The following is a 17,402-nucleotide window of genomic DNA, read 5'->3' on the forward strand; positions in this document are numbered from 1 at the left end:
CGGCTTGGGGGTTGGTCGTGCGACCGAATACGGCGTCAGCCTCGTCCTGCAGGATGGTTGGGGGCTCGTCGCCCGCAGCCGCGATACGCCGATACAGGGCCGCCGTCGTCGTGCTCAAGGTGAGCTTTGCGTTGCGGCACAGCAGCGCAAGAACTTCCAGCACGCGGGTTTTGCCGCTACCCGGCTCCGGCGAATCCAACACCAGCCGCGGCGTCACATAGAACGCGGATACCGCCCACGTGTGAACAATCCACAACACCAGCACCACAAGGTGATGCGCCGACGAAAAGGCCAAGAATCGGCCGGCGAACCGCTCAATCCTGTCGAGCAGCTCAGCGCCGTCCACAACCTCGGTGGCCGGTGCCGTCACGTCCACCAGATCGTCGAGCCTATACCCCGCGGCGATATGGTCTGCGGCATCCTTACCCGCAGCGGCCTCGACGATACGTATAGAGCTGGCGATGCCCTGCAGCAGCCCGGCAACCTGTTCGGCATGCTTACGGCCCGGCTCATCCTTGTCAGCGATAACGATGACGGTCTTGCCGCGCAGCGGTTCCCAGTCGAACTTGTCGGCACTGCCCGCGCCCATCGCTGAGCAGGTGGCCGCGCCGCCGACCGATTCGATTGCGAGCACATCTTTTTCGCCTTCTGCGACGAAAATGGTTGTGGTATCGCCGAACTGCGTGCGGAACAGGCTACGGTGCCCCTCGGCGTCCTTCTGCCAGAACCGCTTGTCGTAGGTGCGCTTGACCCGGCGACCATCCGGGTAGACGTAGGTCTGTCCCTTGCGGTCGTCGTAGAGGTCGCGCATTGATAGGTTGAGTGCGGCTAAGACATCAGCGGTTTCACAGCCAGCGTGACAGTGCAGCAGCGCCGATCCATCGACCCGACGCACCGATAGCGACGGTCGGCCGTCGTCATGGGCCGGGCACTGGCACTGTCCTGTGTTGCCCCGGTCGATGACCTGGCGGCCATGGTCGCGTAGCGCAGCGAGAATGCGCTCATAGGCGGTTGTGTCGGCCATCTACGCCACCGCCCCATCGGCGGCTACTTTCGCGGCGCAGACCGGCCCCATATGGCGTCGGACGCTACTTGGCGCTACCAGCCACTGACCGCATCGCAGGCAGCGGGTCGCGAGCCGGTATCCGCGCTCGGCCGCGGCGATCAGCACGGCGAGGTCGGCGCGGTCCTCGGCGGACAGCGGGTCATACCAGTCCTGTCGCCACAGTGGGCTAAACTCGGACGTAGCGATTGGCGTCGTCGAGGGTGCCCCGGCCTCAGACCCGGGGCTTCTTCGTTCCTGCATTAGGCACCGCCGACCGGTGTCAGGAACTTATCAAGGTCGGATTGTTTGACCTTCAACAACTTTGGCCCGACCCGAGTGGCGGCGAGTTGACCGTTCTTTACCCAACGACGTGCGGTCCTGTAGTGGACCCCGGCCTGTTCAGCAACTTCGGATAGCCCGATGAGTGGTTCGGGGCGCCGGGGTTCACGGCGATTGGCGGGGATTTTCGTGGGTTTGTCCACGTGAAACCTCTTTCGGGGCATGCGGATACCGCAGATGCCTCCGGATAGAGGGAGCCAGACAGGGAACGTCCACTCGCAGCACAGAGTACCCGTAAGGTGCGCAAAGTGTCGTTACGGCCTATTGCGGCGTGTTGCCGCATCCTTTTTTTGCGCAGCGTCGATCAGCGCAAGGGATACACCGCCGGCGCTGAGGCAACCCTTGAACAGCCGGTATAGCAAGCTCATATCCTTGACGAGAACGTGCATCGGGCACCGGGGGCAGTCGAACTGGTACTGGGACCATTCACGCAGGCCCGGGACCAACGCCTCGGAGTCGCCAGATCCGTGCGCGTTCCACGACCATTTTTCCTCGACCTGACCGGGGCCGGAGATGAAGACTTCGAGCCGGAACGATTCAAGTGGCACCCGTTGGTGCGGATGGCAGGAGGAGCCCTCACACCACACCACGGCGTCCGGCCAGCGCTCACTGTTATCCCACGTGACGCCGAGGTCGTGGTCGACGTGCCGGGCCATGTGCCGGAGCCGGCGCAATTCGCGGATGGTCTCGTCGTCGTCAGTCACTACGCACCGCCTCCCGCAGCAAGTTTCGACAACCGTTCGGCGATCACGGCGTCCCGGTTCTCTGCGACGTGCTGGTACCGCAGCGCCATCGCGGCCGTACTGTGCCCTAACCTGTGCATCAATTCCGCTGTGGTAGCGCCTGATTGGGCTGCTAGCACTGCGCCGACGTGGCGCAGGTCGTGGACCCGCAAGTTAGGTTTGCCAATCGCCTTACGGGCCTTCTCCCAATGGGTCCGGTACAGATCGGCGCGCAGGTGGCTACCGTCGGCGCCGGGGAACAGTAGGGAGTCGGCGGGCTTGCCGACGTGTTTTGTCAAATGCGCCTTGATGATTGGCCGGATGTGCGGCGGTACCGCGACATCACGCGATCCGGCAGCGGTTTTCGGCTGCCCTACCGTGAACTTTCCAGCACGGTAGGTGACTGCTCGGCGGATATGCAGCACACTGCAATCGGCGCTCACGTCGCCCCTGCGGAGTTCCGACGTTTCACCCCAACGCAGCCCGCACCACCCGGCCAGTAGGACGCTGGCGCGCAACTCGGCGGGCATTTTGCCGGCAAGCCTGTCGAGTTCGGCGGGTGTGAGTACGTCGACGTCGCGCTTGCGGTTGGTCTGCATGGCCGCCCGTATCCGGCACGGGTTTGCGTCCAGCACCTCATCCTGTACCGCGGTGGCGCACACCGCGTGTAACAGCGCATAGGCGTGCGCATTGCGGGTCGGGTGATCGGAACCAAGCCCAGCGTGCCACTGACGAATCTTGGCCGGAGTTAGCGTGGCAATCTTGGCGTCGCCGAGGTCGGGCAAAATCAGTCGCTCCAACATCGACTCATAGTGTTGGCGGGTGCGGGGCCGTAGTTGCCGCTGCTCGATCCACCCATCGGCATAGGCGCGCAGAGTGATGCCGTCGGAGCGTTCAACGGCACCCCAGGTACCCAGGTCGATTTTTCGGCGTTCCGCGGCCAGCCACGCCTCGGCGTCGGTTCGGTGGACATAGGTGCGCGGACCAAGGTGAAGCTTGCCGTCAGGGCCGACGTAGGCGGCGCTGAAGCGGCCCGACCGTTCGGCGCGGATGCGACCGAACCCGCGGCGCTTGGCGGCCATCAGCAGTGAATCCTGCACAAGAAATGCACAACAAGAGTGTTTCACAACGCCCGGCAATGTGACATACTGCCGGATAGGTGGAAGTGCTGAAACCACAGGTGAGAGCACGGAAACCGCAGGTAACAGAATCAGCCACGCCGCAAACTCAATCAGGTTCGAATCCTGCCGGGGGCACACCCGCCAACTATGTCGTGAAACCAGACACTGCCGGTGCCCGCGTAGACGCGGGTTCGGTGGCGCCCGACGATACCCGGGCGATAAGGGTCTCGCCCGTGCGTTCGCGCGACTGAGCTGCCCGCGCAGGCCAGGTGCGCCGGGCGGATGCGACTTGGCGAGCAAGTCGGCCACCGGGCGATCGGAACGGAGTCACCGTCTCGATCAGCGCCATCGCCCACGGCCCCTCGGCGATCATCTCGTCGGCTGATCTCGGCCCGCCAGGTGAGCCGTCGTGGCGCAAGCCTCGCGCTCGGTCACCCGGTCGATCGTCGTCCCGGGCGTATCATGCGCGCATCCGCTCAGGCGAGGATCGGGCGCTCGGCAGGCCAGCGGCGTGGCGCTAGCGGCGACCCATGCCACCAGCGGCCCGTGCCGTTTGGCGATCTCACGGTTCAGCGACCCGCGACGCTCGTTGACGACGCAGATGTGAGTGCGGCGACGACGGCGAATCTCGGTCTGCTTCATGGCGAGGCGTCCTCTCGACGGGCGGCCACGGGTATGGGCGAGGCCGGGTCGGGCGTCGCGAACGCGACGTCGCCTCGGCAGGATCGGACGGCTCCGTGCGGGCGCTGCCGCTGCAGCGGCGGGCTCGGCCTTGCGTGGCCGCCCACTCATCGGACGCGAACGAAGGTGGGCAGGGTTTGGCCTGCCGGCTGTCCTGGCGGCCCCACAATCCACTAGATAGTGCAAAGGCCGTGGAAATTGTTACAGCGCAACACAATTAATTCGACCACGTCGCGAAATGCCGGCTTGGATGGCGCAGGTCAATTGCGCATATTGGCAAACGGGTGCGCCCCGTAATGGGCGCGAAATTGAGCGATCATCGCGCTCTCGATCCTCGGCGCGTGGGCGTCGTCTGTGACGCGCCACCCGACCAACAGCGTGGCGTGGTCGGCAAGCTGCCAGATGCGCCGCCCGCCAGAATGGCCGACCGGCTCACCGGCGCCGAAGCGGCGGAACTCATCGAGCCGTTTACGCAGCCCGCGCCTGCCGCCATCGCCGCGGCTGGCCTTACCGATGTAGACGATTCGGGTGCCGGGCACCCACAACGCAGCCAGTTCTGCGACCGGCACGGTCGGGTCTTTGCCCTTGAAGTGCCCGGCGGGTGACACCTCAAGGAACGTGGGCGGATTGTCAGTGGCGCGCACGACGACGTACACGCCCGGTCCGGCTGGCACCTCCGCGTTGGGCAGCGCCGCAAACGGCACCCAGCCAGCGAACCCGCTCAAGTCGATCGGCTCAGCCGTCACGGCAACTCCCTCGGTCGCCCGTCGAGCAGCGTGGTGATGACCGCCTCGAGTCGGTGGCCGGCCATGTCGCTGATCCGCAGAGACTTCGGCCCAACCGACTCGTCGGTGTAGAAGTACAACAGTCGGGTGCCATCTGCATGCTTCTGCTGTGCTAGCTGGCGCGCCTGCTCGATCGAGAACAGCCACACGCCGTCGGTCGACATATCGACGCACGCCAGCCACTGCGCCGGAGAGTCGTCGCGGGACGGCCAACTGAGCAACAGCTTGCCTTTGCCTCCGGCAGGCTTTGAGGTGAGGTTCGCCTTGACCTGGATCGTCGCTGCCGACCGATGGCCCGGCACATACATCACCAAGTCGATGCCGGAGTCGGTGGTCAGTCTGGCGCTGTCGATGCCCAGCTTGAGCAGCTGATACTGCACCAACAACTCACCCGCAGCGCCAATCGCCTGAGTCCCTAGCTTCACCGGCGTCGTCATGCCGACACCGCCTCTGCCGCGTCCTGAGGCGACACGGTGCGGCTGACTTTCGCCGAGGACCAGCGCCCGCCACGCTGGGTCGGGTGACCCTCGTCGGTGATGGTGTGGGCGATCTGATGTGTACTGGCTCCGCCAGCACGCAATCCACACATGTGGCGCAGCGCGGCCTGCTCGGCAGGCACCGGCACCAGTGCGCCGTTGGGGTTGGCCGGGCTGCGTTTGCCCGACTTCCGGCCGTATGTCGTTGCGCCCGTGGCGTGCCCGACTGCAGCCTTAGCGCGTCGCCCGTCCCACACCTGCTTGGCAATCATCCGACATTCCAGCCCCGCGAAAACTCCGGCCATCTCGCGCCTCGCCGTGCGCATCGGGCCATCAGGGTCGTCGCCCATGACCTCGGTCGGCCGCAGGCTGGTGAATCCGGCGTGGCCGACCAGCCAGAGCCGCCCTAGCAGAGCCTCCTGCACGGTGTTGTGGGACCTCTGCTCGATGGTCGACACGCGGAGGTACGCAACAAGTCGGCGCTTGGGTTCGGCCATGGCTCAACTCTCCTAACCGCGGTGTGAATAGAGCTGTCGTGCGACGCCGTTCGGCCGTTCGCGACGTGCGGGGTCGGCCCAACACGCGCATACTCGCGATCGGACTAGGCCCGTCATGCAACGCCACAATTTGTGTTGCGGCACCCTCCTCTTGCCGCTGTCTGAGACGGGATTGGCACGACTCCCGAACAAGGTCAACAACTGCCACGGTCGCCAAGCTCACGTCGCCGAAGCCGAGCCAAACCCAGGCAGCAACGCCATGCACCCCACCGGCAACGCCAGCCGCGAAGCCCGCACCGTCAGGCAACGACGCACGAAGGGGCTGCAGCAGGCGAGACCGGTCGAGGTGCAGGCCGATTGCCACCCGTCGGCATCGTCCGATCGCATAAGACCAAGGACTGGACCCCCACCAACACACCTTTTTTGCACGGGCCTCAGCGCCGACCGTCCGGGTTGCGAGGCGTAGGCACCGACCGAGGATGGCGGACGCCCATCGCGGATCGTCTCGACGATTCGGTAGTGGATTCCGCACTTTCTACTTCCCTTAGATCCGTACTGCGGTTTATAGTGAATCGCATTACGGAACTATCTCTCGCTATGACAGGCAGGAGGTGACGCGCTCGGATCGCGTTGGCCACGCAAGCGGGCAAATGCGCCACTCGCCCGCCGGGTCGCGGCGGGAGCGACGTGCCGCCGACAGAAGAGCAGAAAGCGCGACCCCACCGAGGCGGAGCTCGCCCCGCCATTTTCTGCGATCAGCAATGACCGTTCGCAAATGAGAAGACAGGAGTTTCACGTGACAGATCACAAAATCCGGCTCAAGCCGATCGGCGCTGGACTGGGCATGGCCAGCATTGGCATTGCAGCCGCGGCTTTCATGAGCTACGGGATGAGCGGAACCTCGAGTGCGGCCACCGGCTTCAAACAGGCTCCCGCAACCATTACGGCAACCGAGGGCACGGATACCGTGACCGCCACTGTCGACGTCACCACCCCGACGACACCGCCGCCCACGCTGACCACACTCCAGTCGCCGTCTTCAGCACCCCCGTTGCCGCCCGCCCCGCCGGCTCCGTAGAACCGCTCAAGCACAGCCCAAGAACGGGCAGGTCCCCGGACCCGCCCCGGGCTGTGACGGCACCGGCGCACGCCAGCAGTGGTCGTCATCACCTCGATGCACTGCGCTACCACTCCTGAGCGGTTACGCTGACCCCCTCGGCGGGCTGCCCGACCAGGAGGACAACCGGGTGACTGTGGCTAATGGTTTGCCGACAGACGGTTGCGCACGAACGTACTTGCGCAGGGTCGTTGCGGCGTCATGGCCGGCACCATCGTCGAATGGTATGAGTTCTTCCTCTACGGCACCGCGGCGACGCTGGTGTTCAGCAAGGTGTTCTTCGCCCAGGGCGGCGATGATCTGGATGCCATCCTGTCACCGACGCGCCGATCTTTCTTGAGGCCCAACAGCAAGGCCAGTGCGCCGACAGCTCGTCGTTCGGTCTGGTCGAGGTGTTAAAGCATTACCCGCGTGGGGTTCTCACCGCGATGGGGCTGCCCTTCGGCGAGAACGCCATGTACTACCTGGTGGTCACTTTCTCGATCACCTATCTCAAGGTGCACGTGCACGCCAACACCGTGGCGATCCTATGGTGGCTGCTGGCCGCCCATGCCGCACACTTTGCCGTCATCCCCCTGGCCGGACATCTCAGTGACCGATTCGGCAGGCGCCCAATCTATTTCGTCGGTACCGCTACCGCCGCCACGTGGGTTTCTTCGCTTTCCCGATGATGGACAGCGGCCGCGACGTGATCATCTTGGCCGCCGTGGTCATCGGATTGGTCTTCCACGGCCTCATGTATGCAACCCAGCCCGCGGCCATGGCAGAGATGTTCCCCACCCGCGTGCGCTATTCCGGAGTCTCGCTGGGTTATCAGGTCACCTCCATTGTGGCCGGCTCGCTGGCGCCGATCATTGCCGTTGGCTTACTCGACACCTACAAGTCCGCCACCCCCATTGCGTGGTACCGGGCGGTTGCCGCCTCGGTCAGCGCCGTGGCCGTCCTGGTCACCCGCGAGACTAGGGGCGTCGACCTGGTTGACGTCGATCGCGCGGACACCCAGCGCCTGATTGCCCAACGAAATCGCGTGCAACCGCACGCGCATCACCACGGACCCGAGCCGATAGCCCTCGTCGCCGGCATCGAATAGCACTCGAATAGGGCAAACCTCGATTTCCCTCAGCTATGGATCTCGGCAAAACCGGGGTTCAGCCAGCACTCGACGAAGTACCCTGCAGCTACGGAGTGCCTTCCTGCGCGGTTTGCGGGGCACCTGCCCATCTAATTCACCTATCGGACAGGCAATCCGGTGCTTCCGCGAGTTAGGAGAATGTGATGACGTTTGTGGTCACCCAGCCGGAGACACTAGCGGCGGCGGCCGGGAATTTGCAGGAGATCGGTTCGGCAGTCAGCGCTCAAAACGTCGCCGTGTCGGCTCACACGACAAGCGTCGCCCCCGCGGCGGCCGACCAGGTGTCGGTGCTGACGGCGGCCCGATTCAGCACACACGCGCAGCTGTACCAGGCGATCAGTGCCCAGGCCGCGGCCATTCACCAGGCGTTCGTGACCGCCTTGGCCGGCAGTGCCAACTCATATGAGGCGGCCGAAGCCGCTAACGCCATCGCGGCCGGTCAGACCGGCTGAGACTGGCCACGAAGGGTGTCAGCAACGGACTTCGGCACGCTGCCGCCGGAGGTGACTTCCGCCTTGTTGTACGAGGGTCCAGGATCGGGACCCATGCTGACCGCCGCCACCGCGTGGGAAAGCCTCACCGCGGTGTTGAATTCCGCGGCGGTTTCGTATGCGTCCGTGATCTCGGCTCTGACGCTGGAGTCGTGGCTGGGTCCGGCGTCGGCGTCGATGGCAGCTGCGGCCGCGCCGTATGCGGGGTGGCTGAGCGCGGCGGCGGAGCAGTCTCGGCTGACCGCTGGGCAAGCCTCGGCAGCGGCGGCGGCATTCGAGACGGCGCGGGCCGCGGCGGTGCCGCCACCGTTGATCGCAGCCAATCGCAGCCAGTTGGCGTCGCTGGTCACGGCCAACATCTTCGGGCAAAACACCCCGGCGATCGAGACCATCCAGGCCGACTATGCCGAGATGTGGGCGCAGGACGCCGCAGTGATGTATCAGTACGCCGAAGCGTCCGAGGCCGCGTCGACGCTGACACCGTTCCCCCAACCATCGCAAACGGCGGACCCGACCAGACCGGCGGCCCAGGCCACGCAGGTCGCCGCGGGTGCTGACGCGGCGGCCGCAGGGCAGGCAGCACCCATCGGTCCCGAAACGCTGCAACTACTCGCGGCGGCCGCACCCGCCGCGTCGCTCGGGTCACAGCTGCCCGCGCCGGCCGCCAGCATCACGATCCCCACCCCGATCGGGGACCTGGATGTGCTGGCCCTCTACATCTCGGCCGTCGGCACAGCCAGCCTGTCCCTGGCGGTGGTCAACACCGCGAGACCGTGGTACTTCGGTTACAACGGATTTCGGCCCGCTCCGAACCCCGGCGGGATAGAACCCACTCAAGGCGAGCCCATCAGTTCGGAGCGAGAAGTGTTGGCGTCGTCGCAGCGAAGCATCGGAAGCCCGCCCGTATCGGCAGGCACCGGCCAGGCGGCCCTGGTGGGGGGATTGTCGGTGCCGCACGGCTGGACCATGGCGGCCCCCGAAATCAAGCTGGCGGTCGAATCGCTGCCCAGCGCCGCCATGAGCGCAGCGCCCACAGACCTGGGAGGGGCTCCGGCGGGCCTGCTCAGCGGGATGGCGCTAGCGGGTTTGGCCGGACGTGGCACCGGCGGCACCGGATCCCGCGGCCCCGGCCAAGCCCCCGCCGAAGAGGACGGGGAACCCAAGCGCAAGCCCACCGTCGTGGTGATCCAGCAGCCGCCGCCCCCCCGGAGCAGCACCGAGTAGTCGCCCGCTGTAGTCGAGCCGGCTGTTCGCCCCACACGCGCGATCTGCGGATTTCCAGCAGATCATTACGATTTCTCGAATTTCGAGACGTGTTTCGACAGAGATGTTTGTCGATTGCGGTCCGTGGCAATGACCCTCAAGAGGGGGGCGTATCGGCCGGCCTGTACGCCTTCCCAGGTCCCGTCGGTTCAGCCCGAGAGCCGATGGGGCCGCCCACCTTCCGGCGGGTCGCGCGGCTCGCCGGATATCGCCGAAGGTGCACATCAACCTGGGGTACCGTGCCGCATATGGACGGCAGTGCGGGCGTGTGGATTCTCGGCGGTTACCAAAGCGATTTCGCTCGCAACCTCACCAAGGAGCGTCGTGACTTTGCCGATTTGACGGCGGAGGTTGTCGCCGGGACGTTGAGCGAAGCCCGGGTCGAGACGGCCGACATCGCGGCAACGGGAGTCGTGCACGTCGCCAATGCCTTCGGCGAGATGTTCGCCGCTCAGGGGCATCTGGGAGCGATGCCGGCAACCACATGCGAGGGCCTGTGGGATACCCCGGCGTCCCGGCATGAAGCCGCATGCGCGTCGGGCAGTGTGGCCACGCTGGCAGCAATGGCCGACCTGCGGTCGGGCGCGTACGACATTGCGCTGGTCGTCGGTATCGAACTGGAAAAGACGGTGCCCGGCGACACAGCGGCGCAGTATCTGGGCGCGGCGGCATGGACCGGCCGCGAAGGCGCGAACGCACGTTATTTGTGGCCGTCAATGTTCGCCGAAGTTGCCGACGAATACGACCGGCGCTACGGCCTGGACGACGCGCATCTGCGGGCCATCGCCGCGCTCAATTACGCCAATGCCCGCCGCAACCCCAACGCCCAGACTCGTGGCTGGACGATTCCCGACCCGATCACCGACGACGACACGACAAACCCGGTCACCGAAGGCCGGCTGCGCCGGCTGGACTGCAGCCAAATGACCGACGGCGGGGCGGGGCTGGTACTGGTCAACGACGCCTATCGACGAGCCCATCCCGAGGTGCAGCCGGTCGGGCGGATCGAGGGCTGGGGGCATCGCACCGTCGGGTTGGGTCTGCGGCAAAAACTCGAGCGCGCCGCTGGCGATCCTTACGTGCTGCCGCATGTGCGGGCCGCCGTGCTCGACGCGTTGCGACGTGCGCAGGTGAGTCTCGACGACGTCGACGGGTTCGAGGTGCACGACTGCTTCACTCCGAGTGAGTACCTGGCCATCGACCATATCGGGCTGACCGGGCCGGGCGAATCGTGGAAGGCCATCGAAAACGGGGAGATCGACATGAGCGGGCGGCTGCCGATCAACCCCAGCGGTGGACTGATCGGCGGCGGACATCCGGTCGGGGCCTCGGGCGTGCGGATGCTTCTCGACGCGGCCAAGCAGGTCAGTGGCACCGCCGGTGACTATCAGGTCGAGGGCGCAACCAGGTTCGGCACCCTGAATTTCGGTGGCAGCACCGCCACCACGGTCAGTTTCGTTGTCAGCAAAGGCGTTTGATGATGCATGTTGAGATAGTCGGGAAATACCTGTCGACCCTGCCCGAAGACGACGACCACCCGTACCGTACCGGTCCGTGGCGGCCGCAGACCACCGAATGGGACGCCGACGACCTGGCCGCAGTCGAAGGCGAAATCCCCACGGATCTCGACGGTATCTACCTGCGCAACACCGAAAATCCGCTGCACCCGGCGTTCAAGACCTACCACCCGTTCGACGGCGACGGCATGGTCCACGTCGTCGGCTTTCGCGACGGAAAAGCCTTCTATCGCAACCGATTTGTTCAGACGGAGGGCTTCCTGGCCGAAAACGAGGCCGGCGGGCCGCTGTGGCCGGGGCTGGCCGAGCCGGTGCAGTTGGCCAAGCGTGACCAGGGCTGGGGCGCCCGCACGCTGATGAAGGACGCGTCAAGCACCGACGTCATCGTCCACCGCGGCATCGCGCTGACCAGTTTCTACCAGTGCGGCGATCTGTACCGGCTGGACCCGTACTCCGGCACCACCCTGGGCAAGGAAACCTGGAATGGACACTTTCCGTCCGACTGGGGCGTATCGGCTCATCCCAAGGTCGACAGCAGAACCGGCGAACTGCTGTTCTTCAACTACAGCAAGCAGGATCCCTATATGCGTTACGGCGTCGTGGGCCGGGACAACGAGCTGGCCCACTACGTCGACATCCCGCTGCCCGGCCCGCGGTTGCCCCACGATATGGCGTTCACCGAAAACTACGCCATCCTCAACGATTTCCCGCTGTTCTGGGACCCACGGCTGCTCGAGCACAACGTGCATCTGCCGCGCTTCTATCCGGATATGCCGTCGCGGTTCGCGGTGATCCCGCGCCGGGGCGATAGCGACGACATCCGGTGGTTCGAGGCGGATCCGACGTTTGTCCTGCATTTCACCAACGCTTACGAGGACGGCGACGAGATCGTGCTCGACGGCTTTTTCGAAGCCGATCCGCAGCCGCTGGATACCGGTGGAACCATGTGGCAGAAGCTGTTTCGCTTCCTGGCGTTGGATCGCCTGCAGACCCGGCTGCACCGGTGGCGGCTCAACCTGGTCACCGGCGCAACGAAAGAAGAGCAGCTGTCGGAGTCCATCACGGAGTTCGGGACCATCAACGACAACTACGCCGCGCGCCACTACCGCTACGCCTATGCCGCGACCGGCAAGCCGGGCTGGTTCCTGTTCGACGGGTTGGTCAAACACGACCTGCTCACCGGGAACCAGCAGGGCTACTCCTTTGGTGACGGCGTCTACGGCAGCGAGACCCAGATGGCGCCACGGGTGGGCGGCGCCGCCGAAGACGACGGATACCTGGTCACCTTGATCACCGACATGGCCGAGGACGCGTCGTACTGCCTGGTCTTTGACGCGGCACGAGTCGGTGACGGCCCGGTGTGCAAACTACCGCTGCCCGAACGCATCTCCAGCGGCACCCATTCGACCTGGGTGCCGGGTGCCGAGTTGCGCCGGTGGCATCAGGCGGAGTCCCCGGCAGCAGCTGTCGGTCTGTGACGCTCGCCGGCCGTCAGCAAGATAACCGACAGCGGCACGCGAATTTACCGGCTCGGTGAAACGGAGGAGCAGTGGACAACGACAAGCGCCGCCGGACGACCCACTGGCCTAAGGAGCTGGCATCGATCGGCGCTATCCGCTTTGCGCGGCGCTCGTCGAATTTCGCAGAGACCGTGGGCTTTTACCGGGACCTGGTGGGGCTTCCGCTCTACGAGACTTTCGGGGAGAGTTACGGCAGCAACGGTGCGATATTCGGTCTCCCCAGCTGGAACCTCACCTTCGAGGTCGTCGAGGCGGTCGACGAGGTCGCGGTGGACCACCACGACCAGCTGTGCCTGTACTTCCCGGACAATTCGGCGCAGCAGGCGGCAGTGGCCCGGCTCCGGCAGGCTGGCGTCGAGCCCGTCGAGCAGCACCCGTACTGGGAAGCGACGGGAGCTCTCACTTTTCGAGACCCGGACGGCCGCGAAGTCGTGTTCGCACCCTTCGTGTACGGAGTCAACGAGCCCGCCGACAGCGCCGCCTCCGGCAAGCACGAGTTCCCGGCGAGCTGAAACCGCTGAAAGCCTCAGCGGCGCTGTTGTTTCCGTCTTGGTTCGTGGCCGGCCAGCGGAAGCGCTGAGTCGTCGCTGTTGACCCGCAAAGTAACCCGGGGCAGCCGCTTACCCGGCGGCCGTCGCAGGGCGTAGTGCCACGCCGGGCCCTCGGTCAGCTGCCAGCCCCGCCAGCGGGCGACCAGGCACAAAACCGCACCGACGACCGTGGCAACGACCGCCCCCGCTGTTGCCATCCGGTAATGGGCGAACACCACCACCACGGCGCTGGCGATGACGGCGCAGGTTGCGTAAAGCGTATTGCCGCCGAAGATCTGCGGAGTCCGGCGGACCGCGATATCACGCAGCGTCCCCCCTCCCACCGCGGTGATGGTGCCCATCAGCAGCGCCGCCGCCCAGCCCAGACCTATGCCAAGGGTCTTCTGCGCGCCCGCGACCGCCCACGTTCCCAGCGCGATCGCGTCGATGACCGGAAACGCCAGGTTCCAGGTGCGGCCGTATACGGGCACCAGAAAGGCCACGACACCGCCGGCGATGGCCGTCACGAGATATAGGTAGTCGGTCAGCGCGACCGGGGGGCCGTGCTGCAGCAGGGTGTCGCGGATCAGGCCGCCGCCCAGGCCGGACAGAATGGCCAGCGCCGCAAACCCGATGGGATCCAGACGTTCCTCGGTGGCGACAAGGCCGCCGAGCACCGCATTGCCGAAGACACCGGCGAGGTCGATGACCCGGAAGACTTCACCGAGCGTCGGACTCACGGGGCATCCCTATCAACACAGTGCGCCACGAATGGTGAAGTCTATTGCAGGGTCGCCGACACCACCGCCCAAAGCGAACAAACGACCGCGCACCCGGCCGCGGCCGCACCCACATACAAGCCGTACTCGGCCGACACCTGCGGATTGACGTTGATCTTGTAGTACCAGACGGCCAGCCCGACGATGAGCAGCGAAACCAGCAGCGCGGCAATCGAAGACAGCTTGGCCGACAAACCCCGTGCCGCCATCGCGCCGGCCACCAGCAAGGTCGACGACAGCAAGACGATCAGCTGGCCCGCGCCGAACCCCCGCGGCAGCTCCAGGCTGCCGTGAGCGCCGCCAATGGCATTTGCCCAGCCGCCGCCGCCGACCGTCGTCGTCAACCACGGCATCCAGCTGCTAGCCGACACGATCACGGCGAAAAGCGCCACCAGCCAACCCGGGCGCAGCCGGCGAATCATGCATGCGAGCGTAATAGGATGCCCTTCCGCAGCGAGTCACGCCACGCTCGTGTGCAGGGAGGACAGGTTGAAGGCGGCGCCCGTCGGGTCGGTGGCCGCGGCAAGCCGCCCGTAGGGGGTGTCCTCGGCCGCGCGCACTACGGCCCCGCCGTTGTTGGTGATCAGCTGCAGTGTCTTGTCGACGTCGTGGGCACCGAAGAAGGTAGTCCAGTTCGACGGCACGCCGTCGGGGAGGCAGCCGGCGCCGTCCATGACGCCGAGTAATTGCTCGTCACCGAACCACGCTGTGGTGTAGCGGAATTCGTCGGTGTCAGAAACGTCTTCGGTCCGCCACCCCAGGACCTCGCGGTAGAAGTCGAGCGCCGCGCGGTGGTCGCGGGTAGTCAATTGATGCCAGACGGGTGTGCCGGCTTCACCGACCACCTCAAAACCGCGATGCTCCAGCGGCTGCCACAGGCCGAACACCGCGCCCGCCGGATCGCTCGCCAGGCTCATGAAGCCCTTGATCGGTACCTCCATGGGATTCATGCAGACCGAGCCGCCCGCGGCGCCGACCTTGGCAGCGACCGCGTTGATGTCGGCGGTGTGGAAATAGATGGCCCAGGTGTCCGGCGACTGCCATTGCGGGTTGTTGGCCATCAGTCCGGCGACGGGACGGCCGTCCTTGGCGGCATTGACGTATCCGCCGTACTCGGGGCCGGCGGATGCGAAGGTCCAGCCGAATACCGTGCCGTAGAAATCTTGGGCGCCCTCGATGTCTGATGTGGTCAAGTCGACCCAGCAGGGGGCGCCGTGCGGCGCGCCGTTACGGATGGGCATGTGTCCTCCTTGCCGTGTGGTTTCGCAGTTATGGACCACGGTCGGCCCGGAAACTCATCGGCTGACAGGACAGCTGCTCCGCGAGGGGCGCCGTGGCCGGTCGGTTCAGGCTTGCGCGAACACCTCGACGAAGTTCTGCAGGGATTCGCTGATATCGCTGCGCAGCGCGGCGGCGACGATCATGCCGATCGGCCCGAACAGGGCAGGTCCGCCGAGGTGCACGTCGAAGCTCACGACGGAGCCTTCCTCTTTGGGCGCGACCTTGGCCATGAGCTTGACTTTGACGCCGCCGGCTCCGTCGCCGTTGAGCGTCATGCCTTCCGGCGGCTTGTAGCGCACGATCGTCCATCTGATCCGGTTGGGCATTCCCTTGACCTCGACGATCGACTCGACGACAGCGCCCTTCTCCAGTGTTTCGGGCAACCTGCTGCGCCATACCCGGTGGATCGTCAGCCACTCCTTGTAACGGGACAGATTCGAGGCGTGCAGCCACGCCTCCTCCGGCGGCAACGGGACATCGATGGATCCGGAGAGTTTCGCCATGGCTTCAGTTCTGCTGGTCGCCCGTGTCGACTACCTTCTTGGCCTGCTCCTGCACCTTGTGGATGGTGTCGGAGTACTTGCCCTGCGTCTTGTCGTCGACGAATTTGCCCGCCTTGTCGATCACCGTCTCAACCTTGTCGGCGTTCTGTGACAGCAGGTCTTTTGCCTTGTCCATGATTCCCATGCGCAACCGATTCCTTCCGCGGGATCCGCAACGTCTTGCAGGAACCCTACTTGCCGGTGCTGGTGGCGCCCAAACCAGCTTCGGCCTGCGGTTATGGCACCGAGCCGCTGAGGAAGAGGCCGGAGAGCTGGCTGCCGATGTTGCCGAGACCCGAGACCAGGCCGGCCAGCGCGAGGTCGAGACCGCTGGTGTTGTCGATGCCGGACAAGGCGCCGCCCAGGTTGGTGATGCCGGATACGAGGCTGCCACCGTAGTTCTCGAACCCCGAGCCCTCAGAGCCGACGTTCCAGAAGCCCGAGAGGGTATCACCGAAATTGCCGAAGCCTGACGAACCACCGGCACCGGAGTTGAAGAAGCCTGACGATGGGCTACCGGTGGAGTTGCCGAAGCCCGGAACGGGCGAGAGGTGGAAGAGGGTGGCGGCAATGGGTCCGATACCGGCACCGAGATTGGCGTTGAGCTGCATTGTCTCGCCGCCCAGCGTGAGGTCCAGCGGGATTGCGCCGATATTGATTGGTTCAATGACGATCGGGCTCAGTTCAGAATTCAAGGGGACAGTCAATGTAATCGGAAGACCGTCTATAGGTATGGTGAAGCCGATATCGGTGCCCGGGATGTTGACGTGGATACTCGTTCCGCCTGAGTCCCCGTCAATAGCGAGCAAGAGGTTCAGCGGAATCCCCGGACCGTTTTCCCCATGCAGGGTGAATTGATTGACGGTCAGGCCGGCGATGTGGCCGGTGATGGGGATGTCGAGTTTGCCGCCTCCGCCGAGGGTGAGGGGGATGTGGGGGATGGTGATGGTGTAGTCGGCGGCGATGAGGCCCTGGCCGGTGCCGCGCCAGAAGAATCCGTTGTTGGCGTCGCCGGTGATGAACGCACCGGTGTTGATATCGCCGGTGTTAAACGCTCCGGTGTTGAGGTCACCGATGTTGAACCAGCCGGTGTTGGTGTCGCCGGGGTTAAACGAGCCGGTATTAAAGGCACCGACGTTAAACCCTCCGGAGTTGAAGTCACCGCTATTGGCCCAGCCGGTGTTGCCCAGCCCGGCGTTGAACACCCCGGTGTTGGTGCTACCGGTGCTGGCGATCCCGGTGTTGAAACTGCCCGAGTTGGCGATACCGAAGTTACCGTTGCCCGAGTTGAAGAACCCGATATTGTTGCTGCCGGAGTTGAACAACCCCACATTACCGACACCAGTATTGAACCCGCCGAACCCGATCTGGTTATCCCCACTCAGCCCGATCCCGATATTATTGGCGCCCTGGTTCGCCAACCCGAAATTCCCGAAACCCGTATTACCGAACCCGACATTGAAACTCCCACTATTACCCCACCCCCGGTTCGCATCCCCCACATTGCCGCCACCCAGGTTGAAACCACCCACATTGGCATGACCCAGGTTCAACCCACCCTGAT

Annotated in this window: 21 protein-coding genes and 2 pseudogenes; 8 read left to right on the top strand and 15 right to left on the bottom strand. The window is 65.1% G+C overall.

The annotated features are described in order from the left end of the window. The 9 genes from EET13_RS23160 to EET13_RS23200 form a co-directional block, all read right to left on the bottom strand. On the bottom strand, nt 1–811 hold an 811-nt coding region (locus EET13_RS23160), incomplete at its 3' end, for a toprim domain-containing protein (RefSeq protein ID WP_168991322.1). Between the two features lie 213 nt (nt 812–1,024). Then, nucleotides 1,025–1,306, bottom strand: coding sequence for a DUF6011 domain-containing protein (locus tag EET13_RS32935; protein ID WP_122444462.1), 282 nt, complete (start codon nt 1,304–1,306; stop codon nt 1,025–1,027). Next, a complete protein-coding gene (locus tag EET13_RS32940) occupies nt 1,306–1,548 on the bottom strand; it encodes a helix-turn-helix domain-containing protein (RefSeq protein WP_122444463.1) in 243 nt (80 codons plus the stop codon). Before EET13_RS32940 ends, EET13_RS32935 begins: the two co-directional genes overlap by 1 nt. Nucleotides 1,549–1,638: 90 nt before the next feature. Continuing rightward, complete coding sequence (locus EET13_RS23175; protein WP_122444464.1) at nt 1,639–2,088, bottom strand: hypothetical protein; 450 nt, start codon at nt 2,086–2,088, stop codon at nt 1,639–1,641. After that, entirely contained in the window at nt 2,088–3,188 is a 1,101-nt protein-coding gene (locus EET13_RS23180) for a tyrosine-type recombinase/integrase (protein ID WP_122444479.1), read from the bottom strand. The genes EET13_RS23175 and EET13_RS23180 overlap by 1 nt, the downstream gene beginning before the upstream one ends. A 408-nt stretch (nt 3,189–3,596) precedes the next feature. Continuing rightward, nucleotides 3,597–3,869: a hypothetical protein gene (locus tag EET13_RS23185; protein ID WP_122444465.1), complete on the bottom strand. Its 273-nt coding sequence runs from the start codon at nt 3,867–3,869 to the stop codon at nt 3,597–3,599. Between the two features lie 299 nt (nt 3,870–4,168). Beyond that, nucleotides 4,169–4,654 carry a hypothetical protein gene (locus EET13_RS23190; protein WP_122444466.1) on the bottom strand — a complete coding sequence of 162 codons (486 nt, stop codon included), beginning with the start codon at nt 4,652–4,654 and terminating at the stop codon, nt 4,169–4,171. Beyond that, nucleotides 4,651–5,130: a hypothetical protein gene (locus EET13_RS23195; protein WP_122444467.1), complete on the bottom strand. Its 480-nt coding sequence runs from the start codon at nt 5,128–5,130 to the stop codon at nt 4,651–4,653. The genes EET13_RS23190 and EET13_RS23195 overlap by 4 nt, the downstream gene beginning before the upstream one ends. Then, nucleotides 5,127–5,666 (bottom strand): recombinase family protein, encoded by a 540-nt coding sequence (locus tag EET13_RS23200; RefSeq protein WP_122444468.1) that lies wholly within the window; start codon nt 5,664–5,666, stop codon nt 5,127–5,129. The genes EET13_RS23195 and EET13_RS23200 overlap by 4 nt, the downstream gene beginning before the upstream one ends. Before the next feature lie 796 nt (nt 5,667–6,462). On the opposite strand from EET13_RS23200, the gene EET13_RS23205 reads away from it, so the two are divergent. The 8 genes and pseudogenes from EET13_RS23205 (at nt 6,463) to EET13_RS23235 (ending at nt 13,218) form a co-directional block, all read left to right on the top strand. Continuing rightward, nucleotides 6,463–6,744, top strand: a complete 282-nt coding sequence (locus tag EET13_RS23205) for a hypothetical protein (protein WP_122444469.1) — start codon at nt 6,463–6,465, stop codon at nt 6,742–6,744. A gap of 240 nt (nt 6,745–6,984) precedes the next feature. After that, nucleotides 6,985–7,182: a hypothetical protein gene (locus EET13_RS32945; RefSeq protein WP_425293717.1), complete on the top strand. Its 198-nt coding sequence runs from the start codon at nt 6,985–6,987 to the stop codon at nt 7,180–7,182. Then, nucleotides 7,098–7,873: pseudogene (locus EET13_RS23210) on the top strand (MFS transporter); the annotation flags it as partial. The gene EET13_RS32945 and the pseudogene EET13_RS23210, both read left to right, overlap by 85 nt. Nucleotides 7,874–8,058: 185 nt before the next feature. After that, nucleotides 8,059–8,367: a PE family protein gene (locus EET13_RS23215; RefSeq protein ID WP_122444470.1), complete on the top strand. Its 309-nt coding sequence runs from the start codon at nt 8,059–8,061 to the stop codon at nt 8,365–8,367. Between the two features lie 15 nt (nt 8,368–8,382). Beyond that, complete coding sequence (locus EET13_RS23220) at nt 8,383–9,630, top strand: PPE family protein (RefSeq protein WP_122444471.1); 1,248 nt, start codon at nt 8,383–8,385, stop codon at nt 9,628–9,630. Nucleotides 9,631–9,917: 287 nt separating this feature from the next. Next, nucleotides 9,918–11,147 (top strand): acetyl-CoA acetyltransferase, encoded by a 1,230-nt coding sequence (locus EET13_RS23225; RefSeq protein ID WP_122444472.1) that lies wholly within the window; start codon nt 9,918–9,920, stop codon nt 11,145–11,147. A 2-nt stretch (nt 11,148–11,149) separates the two neighbouring features. Then, the gene (locus EET13_RS23230) at nt 11,150–12,664 is read left to right on the top strand and encodes a carotenoid oxygenase family protein (RefSeq protein ID WP_122444473.1); all 1,515 of its coding nucleotides are present in this window, start codon (nt 11,150–11,152) and stop codon (nt 12,662–12,664) included. A gap of 71 nt (nt 12,665–12,735) precedes the next feature. Beyond that, nucleotides 12,736–13,218, top strand: coding sequence for a VOC family protein (locus tag EET13_RS23235; RefSeq protein ID WP_122444474.1), 483 nt, complete (start codon nt 12,736–12,738; stop codon nt 13,216–13,218). 14 nt (nt 13,219–13,232) lie between these two features. Here the strand turns inward: EET13_RS23235 and EET13_RS23240 are convergent, their stop codons facing one another. The 6 genes and pseudogenes from EET13_RS23240 to EET13_RS33125 form a co-directional block, all read right to left on the bottom strand. Next, nucleotides 13,233–13,976: a trimeric intracellular cation channel family protein gene (locus EET13_RS23240; RefSeq protein ID WP_122444475.1), complete on the bottom strand. Its 744-nt coding sequence runs from the start codon at nt 13,974–13,976 to the stop codon at nt 13,233–13,235. A gap of 41 nt (nt 13,977–14,017) precedes the next feature. Beyond that, nucleotides 14,018–14,437, bottom strand: coding sequence for a hypothetical protein (locus EET13_RS23245; RefSeq protein WP_122444476.1), 420 nt, complete (start codon nt 14,435–14,437; stop codon nt 14,018–14,020). Nucleotides 14,438–14,473: 36 nt separating this feature from the next. Further along, nucleotides 14,474–15,256, bottom strand: a complete 783-nt coding sequence (locus EET13_RS23250; protein WP_122444477.1) for a VOC family protein — start codon at nt 15,254–15,256, stop codon at nt 14,474–14,476. A 105-nt stretch (nt 15,257–15,361) separates the two neighbouring features. Continuing rightward, nucleotides 15,362–15,799 carry a type II toxin-antitoxin system Rv0910 family toxin gene (locus tag EET13_RS23255; protein ID WP_122444478.1) on the bottom strand — a complete coding sequence of 146 codons (438 nt, stop codon included), beginning with the start codon at nt 15,797–15,799 and terminating at the stop codon, nt 15,362–15,364. A gap of 4 nt (nt 15,800–15,803) precedes the next feature. After that, entirely contained in the window at nt 15,804–15,983 is a 180-nt protein-coding gene (locus tag EET13_RS23260) for an antitoxin (RefSeq protein WP_023367405.1), read from the bottom strand. A 91-nt stretch (nt 15,984–16,074) separates the two neighbouring features. After that, nucleotides 16,075–17,402 (bottom strand): annotated as a pseudogene (locus tag EET13_RS33125) (PPE family protein); the annotation flags it as partial.

The organism is Mycobacterium attenuatum (assembly GCF_900566085.1).
GTDB classification, from domain to species: domain Bacteria; phylum Actinomycetota; class Actinomycetes; order Mycobacteriales; family Mycobacteriaceae; genus Mycobacterium; species Mycobacterium attenuatum.